The 7,874-nt window shown below is 73.3% G+C and carries 8 protein-coding genes; 2 read left to right on the forward strand and 6 right to left on the reverse strand.

All coding sequences use genetic code 11. The features are described 5' to 3' along the window. Nucleotides 1-139: 139 nt before the first annotated feature. Together ADY01_RS29465 and ADY01_RS29470 are read right to left on the reverse strand one after the other, a co-directional pair. A complete protein-coding gene (locus ADY01_RS29465; protein WP_049579572.1) occupies nucleotides 140-1,789 on the reverse strand; it encodes an alkaline phosphatase D family protein in 1,650 nt (549 codons plus the stop codon). A gap of 129 nt (nucleotides 1,790-1,918) precedes the next feature. Next, nucleotides 1,919-3,646, reverse strand: coding sequence for a DUF4157 domain-containing protein (locus ADY01_RS29470; protein WP_049579574.1), 1,728 nt, complete (start codon nucleotides 3,644-3,646; stop codon nucleotides 1,919-1,921). A 288-nt stretch (nucleotides 3,647-3,934) separates the two neighbouring features. Here ADY01_RS29470 and ADY01_RS29475 point away from each other — a divergent pair, with 288 nt between their 5' ends. Next, nucleotides 3,935-4,363 carry an Asp23/Gls24 family envelope stress response protein gene (locus tag ADY01_RS29475; RefSeq protein WP_049579576.1) on the forward strand — a complete coding sequence of 143 codons (429 nt, stop codon included), beginning with the start codon at nucleotides 3,935-3,937 and terminating at the stop codon, nucleotides 4,361-4,363. Continuing rightward, nucleotides 4,360-5,463, forward strand: coding sequence for a YihY/virulence factor BrkB family protein (locus tag ADY01_RS29480; RefSeq protein WP_053171324.1), 1,104 nt, complete (start codon nucleotides 4,360-4,362; stop codon nucleotides 5,461-5,463). The genes ADY01_RS29475 and ADY01_RS29480 overlap by 4 nt, the downstream gene beginning before the upstream one ends. 54 nt (nucleotides 5,464-5,517) lie before the next feature. On the opposite strand, the gene ADY01_RS29485 is transcribed toward ADY01_RS29480, so the two are convergent. From ADY01_RS29485 to ADY01_RS29500, 4 genes are all read right to left on the reverse strand, one after another. After that, nucleotides 5,518-6,201 (reverse strand): hypothetical protein, encoded by a 684-nt coding sequence (locus ADY01_RS29485; RefSeq protein WP_049579577.1) that lies wholly within the window; start codon nucleotides 6,199-6,201, stop codon nucleotides 5,518-5,520. Nucleotides 6,202-6,217: 16 nt separating this feature from the next. After that, nucleotides 6,218-6,658 (reverse strand): SRPBCC domain-containing protein, encoded by a 441-nt coding sequence (locus ADY01_RS29490; RefSeq protein ID WP_049579579.1) that lies wholly within the window; start codon nucleotides 6,656-6,658, stop codon nucleotides 6,218-6,220. Next, nucleotides 6,651-7,001, reverse strand: coding sequence for an ArsR/SmtB family transcription factor (locus ADY01_RS29495; protein ID WP_107081866.1), 351 nt, complete (start codon nucleotides 6,999-7,001; stop codon nucleotides 6,651-6,653). The genes ADY01_RS29490 and ADY01_RS29495 overlap by 8 nt, the downstream gene beginning before the upstream one ends. 81 nt (nucleotides 7,002-7,082) lie before the next feature. Beyond that, nucleotides 7,083-7,757: an AIM24 family protein gene (locus ADY01_RS29500; RefSeq protein ID WP_049579585.1), complete on the reverse strand. Its 675-nt coding sequence runs from the start codon at nucleotides 7,755-7,757 to the stop codon at nucleotides 7,083-7,085. Nucleotides 7,758-7,874 lie beyond the last annotated feature (117 nt).

The raw sequence follows: 7,874 nt of genomic DNA on the forward strand, positions 1-7,874 counted from the left end.
GATCCGGGGAACGGAATCGAGTGGGGGCGGCCGTGCGGGACGGGCCGGGCAGGTTCATACACCTCTCCGTGACGTGCTGGGATCGACCCGATCATCCCATGAATGATCCGGCCGCCCCCACTCGATTCCGTTCCCCGGATCAGTCGGCGACGAGGCCGGAATCGCCCGCGAGCGAGGTGAACGAGGCCGCCGTCGCGATCGCGGCGCCGGGCGTGGTCACCCGGTCCACGGTGCGGAACTCGGCGCGTAGCCGCTGCTCGTCGAGGCTGAGGACCACATATCCGCGGCGCCCGTCATAGAACCTGAGGTGCGGATTGGCACCCGTCAGCGCGGCCCAGTTGTCCGGCCGGGCGGCCCCGTCGCCGCCGCTGGCGATCGAGGTGGTGACCAACTCCACACCACGATTGCGGGAGTCCGGGTCGTCCCAGTCCTCCTTGATGTCGAACGCGTAGTGGACGTGGACGTCGCCGGTCAGGACGACGAGGTTCTCGACGCCTGCGCGCTCGGCGCCCGCGAGGAAGCGGTCGCGCGCGGCCGGGTAACCGTCCCAGGCGTCCATGGACAGGGGCCAGGGACCGGTGGTCCTGTTGCGGCGGCGGGAGAAGGTGACCTGCTGGCCCACCAGGTTCCACACCGCGTCCGACGCCTGCCAGCCGTCCTCCAGCCAGCGCTCCTGCGAGGCGCCGAGCAGCGTGCGCGCGGGGTCGTTCGCCTCCTCGCCCGGGATCTGCCAGCCGTCGCCGTGCGCCTGGTCGTCGCGGTACTGACGGCTGTCGAGGATGTCGAGCTGGGCGAGGCGGCCGTACCGCAGGCGCCGGTGGAGCAGCAGGTCGGGCCCGTCCGGCAGTTGGGGCGCGCGCAGCGGCATGTTCTCGTAGTAGGCGCGGTAGGCGGCGGCGCGGCGGGCCAGGAACTCGTCGGGCGGCAGCCCGCCCTCGGAGACGGCGCCGGCGTAGTTGTTCTCCACCTCGTGGTCGTCCCAGGTGACGATGAACGGGTGGGCGGCATGCGCGGCCCTGAGGTCCGGGTCCGCGTGGTAGAGCGCGTACCGCAGCCGGTAGTCGTCCAGGGTGGCGGTCTCGCGGTTGAAGACGGCCGGCAGCGGCTCGGTGTAACCGCGGGCGCCCGCCGCCGCGTTGACGGCGTACTCGTAGAGGTAGTCGCCCAGGTGCACGACGGCGTCGAGGTCCTCCTCGGCCGCGAGGTGCGCGTAGGCGGTGTAGTAGCCCTGGTCGTAGCGCTGGCAGGAGACGAGGGCGAAACGCAGCGACTCCGGGGCCGCGTCCGGCGCGGGCGCGGTGCGGGTGCGCCCCGCGGGGCTGGTCCACTCGCCGACGGTGAAGCGGTACCAGTAGGTGGTGGCGGGCGCCAGCCCCTCGGCCTCGACGTGCACGGCGTGGTGGAACTCCGGGTGGGCCGTGACGCTGCCGGAGGACGCGAGGTCGGAGAAGGACGCGTCCCTGGCCATCTCCCAGGCCACGTCCACCGGTTCGGCGGGCAGCCCGCTGTCCGCCGCGTAGGGCTCGGGCGCCAGCCGCGTCCACAGGACCACGGAGCCGGGCAGCGGGTCGCCCGAGGCCACGCCCAGGGTGAACGGGTCGGTGGCGATGGCCCTCGGGTCGAGCGAGGGGCGGCTCGCGGCCTGGGCGGTGTCGGGAAGGTTGACCGCGAAGGCGATGGCCGCCGCGGCCCCGGTGACGGTGAGGAAGCGACGGCGGTCCAGGCTCCGCGCTGCGGCGCGGAACGCGTCCGTGGGGGAGACGTCCGTGGGGGACGGAAGCTGCGTCATACGGTGAGTGCAGCGACCGTGATCGTCGCCGGACTGGCGTGTGCGCGTCAGCCGCATGGCGATCGGATGACGGAATGGCGCGCCGCGCCGCGGGCGTTGCGGCGCGGGGAGGGGGTGGCTTCCGGGGCGTCAGACCCGGTGGACCTCCGTGGGGGGTTCGAATCCCTTGCCGCCCGTCACGGCCGCCGACGGACTCCACGGTGTCCGGCAGGCGAAGATCAGGAGGGAGCGGTACGACTTCAGCGACGTGCCCTCGATGAGGTCGGGCAGCGGCGGGGTGTCCGCCTCCCTCGCCTTGGCGTGCTTGGCGTCGAGTTCTTCTTCCGGTGCCCACTCGAACGAGAGCAGGATCGCCACATCGCTGTTCCTCCCCACGACGTCGATGTAGTTGAGCGCGGTCTTCATCTCGTCGGTCGAGTGGGCGAAGACGTACTCGGCCGGCGCCTTCGTGGTGGGCATCGGCGTCTCCTTGGACTTCTCGCCGAACGCGACCGGCAGGGATTCCCAGACCGACTCCGCCCCGACTCGCTCAAGTCCCTTGCCCTCGGGGACGGCGAAGGCGTATTCCCGCTCCGACGCCACGTCGATTCTCTCGTCCGCCTTCTCGTAGCCGTGGGAGAACCACGAGAGCATGTCCCCTCTCTTGGAGACCTCGGGGCTGTCGATCCTCGCGATGACTCCCTTCCCGAGCCCTGGGATGTCGAAGGACAGTTCCTTGACCTCGGGCAACGTGATGTGCTCGTCCCACCCACCCGGCTTCGTCCTGTCCCTCCACTTGCTCAGCAGGTCCTCGATCACCGGGTGCATGTCCGGCTGTTCCGGCGACGCGACGGGTGCCGCGAGGGCGGGGGGCGCCCCGCCGCGGCCCCTCCCACCGCGGCCCCTCCCGCCGCGGCCGGTGCCACGACCGGTGCCACGGCCGGCGCCGCCACGACCGGCCGGCGCGGTCCTCGGCATGCTCTCCTTGGTGAAACCCGCCGTGGTCAGCGCCTGCGCGGCGTCCTGCGCGGAGGCGTAGGAGTTGCCCGCGCTCTCCAGGTCTCGCAGACCGCCCTGCAACCAGACGCCCTGACGCACGCCCAACACCTCGGTGACGCCGTTGAGCTGGGCCCAGGACTCGTTCAGCTCGCGCGGCGTCACCAGCATGCGCTGCACCGCGCCCGCGCCCGCGCCCGCGCCGGTCGGCCGCGCCGCGGGCCCGTCGTCCTCCGCCGTGGTCGAACGCCCGCCACCCGCCGGCCCGTGCGTCAGCCCGGTCGCCGTGCTCTCGGCCTCGCGTTCCAGCGCGTCGGCGGGGTGGCTGACGCCCTGGGGAACGCGCCCGGCCCGCTGCTGCCTGACGTGCTGGAGCTCGTGGCGCATGGTGTGGTCGTCCATGTCGGCCGCGCTGCGGAAGACGATGTGGTTGGTCTTCGTGGTGTAGGCCACGGCGCCGACGGCCTCGGCGGAGCCGCGGTCGGTGTGGACGCGGACATCGCCGAAGTCCTCGCCGCCGTAGTCGTTCTCCATCCTGCGCCGGACGTCCTCCCGCATCGGCGCCCCCGGCCGCCGCGTCACCGCGTCCACCCGGGTCATGGCGTCGCGCTGCACGGCCGCGTCCTCCCCGGATCGCTGCACGGCCTCGCCGCCGGCCCGGCCCGCGTCCTCCCCCGCCTGCCGCCGGGCCATCAGACGGGTGAACGCCTCGTTGCCGATGGCTCGTTGGAGCGCGAGCGCGGCCTCGGGGGGCGTCCGTCCCGCGAGGCCGGCCGTCTCCATCGCGGCGCCGTGGGCCGCGGTCACCCCCTCGACACGCGGGGAACGGTCGGGCCCGGTCCTGGACTGCTCCGCCTCGCGTCGCCGCCTGTCCGCCTGCATGATCGCTCCCCTTCGTCCGGCACCCGCACCCGCGGCCGCAGCCGAAACCCTGAATGCTGACACCCCGGACGGCCGGGCACGAGGACCCGCGGGGCAGATCACGGGGCACGCGATGCTGCCTCTCCGGCCGTCGCCAGGGGGACGCCCGCGCGGCGGCGGTCGGCCCGGCCGCGGGAGGGGGAGACGTCGGCCGCGGGGTCGTCTCCCCGCCGGGAAAATGGGAACCCGCACGTGAAGGGTGTAGAGAAGAGGCACAGAGCCGCGTTGCGCGAAAGGTGGGCCATACCCATGAACACAGCCGAGGCGCCCGCTCCGCCCGGAGGTGAGGCCACGGTCGCCGTGGGGCGCGCCCTGCCGCGTGACCCGGCCGCCACGCGGGGGCAGACCTCCATCTCCGGGGGTGTCGTCGAGAAGATCGCCGGTCTGGCGGCGCGCGAGGTGCCGGGCGTCTCCGCGCTGGGCGACGCGCTCTCCCGCACGCCCGACGCCGTGCGGGGCGTCACGGTCGAGGTCGGGCGGCGCCAGACGGCCGTCGACCTGGAGGTGATGGTGGAGTACGGGACGCCCCTGCGGGAGGTCGCCCAGGACGTCAGGGAGAACGTGATCGCCGCGGTGGAACGCATGACAGGGCTTGAGGTCGTCGAGGTCAACGTCGCGGTCGCCGATGTCCTCCTGCCGGGCGAGGAGCCGACGGACCAGGAGCCCCGCGTCCAGTGACCACGCACGGCGCGCGCATGCGCGCGAACGACGAGGGCCGCCCCGAGCGCGCGGGGACCGGCCGGGCCGGGGGCCGGCCCCGGGGGAACCGGGCGACGCGCGTCCTCCGGGCGCTCCGGCCGATCCGCGGGGCGCGAAGGCTCCGGTTGGGGCGTGGGGAACGCGGCGAGCGCCACCCCTGGGCACGGGCCCTACGCCGCACGCCCCTGTCGATGTGGCGGGACGACATCGACCACTGGGCCGCCGCGCTCACCTACTACTCCGTGCTGGCCGTCTTCCCCACGCTGCTGGTGGCGGTGTCCGTGACCGGCCTCGCCGACCCGTCGGCCGCGCACGAGCTGATCGCCGAGGTCACCTCCCTCCTCCCGGCGGGCTCGGGCGCGGAAGTGCGTTCGGTCCTGGCCGACCCGCACACCGAGCGCTCCGCGGCCTGGCTGGTGATCGCGGTGGGCTCGGCCAGCGCCTGGCTGTCGGCGTACAACTACCTGAGCGTCTTCCGCCGGGTGCTGCACGGGATGCACGGCGCCGAGGACCACCGGCCCCCGTGGCGGGCGGTGCCGCGCACGATGCTCTCCTCGCTGGCCCTGCTGGGGCTGCTGGTCGCCAGCGCCACGGTGCTGATCCTGACGGGCGGCGCGGTCCGTTCCATCGGCAGGCTGCTGGGCCTGGGCGAGGCGGGCACCACCGCGTGGAACGTGCTCAAGTGGCCGCTGCTGCTGGTCCTGGTCACCGGCCTGGTGCTGATGCTCTTCCGCACGGGCCCGGCCGGGACACGGGCGCCGCACCGGGCGGTGCCGGGCGGCGCGCTCGCCGTGCTGCTGTGGCTGGTGGCGTCGGCCGGGTTCGCGCTGTACGCCTCCCGCGTGCCCACCTACAACCGCCTCTACGGCTCGCTCGCGGGGATCATCGTCTTCCTGGTCTGGCTGTGGGTGTCCAATCTGACGCTGCTGGCCGGGGCGCAGTTCAACGCGGAGGTGGCGCGGCTGCGCAAGTCCGCGCCCCGGCTCGCGGCCCCCGGCGGCGGCGCCCGGCCCAGGACGCCGGGCGAGCTGACGACCGCGATGCGCTCGGGGCCGCGCCGGGGCGGCTGGGGCGGCTGAGAGGACGGGAGTTGCCGAGGCGACCGAGAGTGCGCGCGGCTCGGGCGGCCCCGTTCAGGCGGGGGCGCCGCCCGCGACGGTGACGCCGTGCTCGTCGGCGAAGACGCGGCGGCACTGGCCGTGGCAGAAGCCGTGGACGGTGCCGTCGAGCTCCAGGGTGAGGTCGGTGGCGGCCAGGTCCACGACCATGCCGCAGACGGGGTCGAGCACATGGCCCTCCGGCAGGTCGGCGGTGGCCGCGGCCTCGCCGATGGCCCGCCGGTGCGGCCTGGTCAGATGGTCGATGAGGTCGACGCTGCCGAACGGGCGCCCGAGCATCCCCATGCTGCCCTCGGGGACGCCGAGGAGCTGGACCCAGGCGTGCGGCTCGCACAGCACCCGGTCGGCCGAGCGCCCCTCCTCGGCCTCGAACGCGGCGACGGCCCCGGTCAGCCGCTCGATGGCCTCGGCGCTGACGTCCTTGCGCCAGGGCGCGGGGAGGCTGATCCGCACCACGTAGCGCGGCGGGTCGGCCGGGTCGGCGGGGCCGCGCCCGCCGAGGACCCAGGTGGCGGGCTGGTGGAAGAGGACCTGGGTCAGCGCCCTGGCCGACTCGGCGACCTCCCCCGCGTGGTGCGCGGCGGGCACCTCGTCAACCGTGTCCCCCTGCATGAACGCGTCGATCAGACGGCCGCCGAGCCGTCTGCGGCCCTCCTCCTCCAGGGCCCCGGCCGCCGTGAGGACTTCGATGAGAATCACGGAGCGTTCCCTTCGCTCATACGCCGAGACGGGTGGTGAGCTGGTCGAAGATGCCGGCCCAACTCCGCCGTGCCTGCTCGTACTCCTCCGCGGTGAGACCGCCGCCGCCCTGGTGGAAGACCATCTCGGTCCGCGCGCCGAGGTCGGTGAGGGTGACGGTGATCAGCTCGGTGCGGTCAAAGGTGAACACCACCCGCTCCGGCTCGATCACATCCCGAAAGAGCCCGCACATGCGCACCTCATCCCCGCCCGCGCCGGGGGCGCCGGCCGCGCCGTGGGGCACCAGGACCACCTCCCAGGCGCCGCCGGGGCGGACGTCCATGACCACCCGGTCGGGCGGGGTGGTGAACCCGGGGAGGCCGAACCAGCCCGCGAAGCGCGCGGGTGTCGTCCAGGCGCGGAAGACCATCTCGCGCGGGGCGTCGAAGACGCGGGTGACCGTGAAGCCCTCAGCCATCGGCGCGTTCCTCCGCCGATCCCCGCTGTTCCGCCCGGAGTTGGGCGGCGAGCCGATCGAAGCTCCCCTCCCAGAAGTGGCGGTAGCGCTCCAGCCAGTCGCTGGCCTCGGCCAGCGGGGCGGGCTCCAGGCGGCACGGCCGCCACTGGGCCGTGCGGCCCCGGGTGATCAACCCGGCCCGCTCCAGCACCTTCAGGTGCTTGGAGACGGCGGGCAGGCTCATGGCGAACGGCTCGGCCAGCTCGCCGACCGTCGCCTCCCCGTCGGCCAGGCGCGCCAGGATCGCGCGCCGGGTCGGGTCGGCGAGGGCGCCGAAGACGCCGCTGAGGTGATCCAGGGACATGCGTTCAACCATCTCGTTAATTAACCGATTGGTTTCGCAGCCTACGGCGCACCCCGTCGCGGCGCAACGGCTCGGGGCGCGCTACTTCTTCTCGGCGGGCGGCGGCGCCTCGCTCGGCTGGACGATGACGAACCCGTCGCCCTGGAGCATCAGCTGGAACGCCTCGCCCGAGCCGCCCCGCAGCATCGACTTGAGGCTCTGGCTGCGGTTGATCGAGGTGTTCAGGTGGCTGGACCAGCCGACCACCGCGTCCGTGTCCACGTAGACCGGGGCCTGCGAGGAGACGGGGATGACGATGGGCTCGCCGTCGCAGACGAGGCCGATCTTGCCCTGCCCGGAGAACAGGCAGTTGAACAGGCCGCCGCCCGTCATGCCCGCGCCGCTGACCATCTTGATCTCATAGCTGAGGGACGGATCGAAACAGAGCACGTTGCGCCCGTTGATGGTGAGGGCGTCCTGTGCTTCGAGGTCGACGATGAAACAGCTCTGCGCGTTGTGCGCGAACCACACCTCACCCTGGCCGCGCACGGCCATCAGCGCGAGCCCCTCGCCCGTGACGGCGCGCTTCAGGAAGTTCCCCACTCCCTGGGATTTCACCTCGAACTGGAGGCTCCCGCGGAACGCCACCATCGCACCCTGGCGGGCATGGCATTCGCCGTTGACGACGTACTTGATCGCCTTGGAGTGCTGCAAGGTCATCCCCGCTGCCGCGGGCGCCTGCGCCTGGTATTCGGTCTTGAAAAGATCGCTTCGCACGACGCTCAGCATAGGCGCCAATCCGTTCGAATGAAGGCGGAATCGTTACACCTCGGGTGGACGCCAGCCGAGCGTCGGCCCGGCGGACGCCCCGGCCGTTCGGCGCCCCCGCACCCC

Origin of the sequence: Streptomyces sp. SBT349 (assembly GCF_001083795.1) — a bacterium.
In the GTDB taxonomy this organism is placed as follows: Bacteria; Actinomycetota; Actinomycetes; order Streptomycetales; family Streptomycetaceae; genus Streptomyces.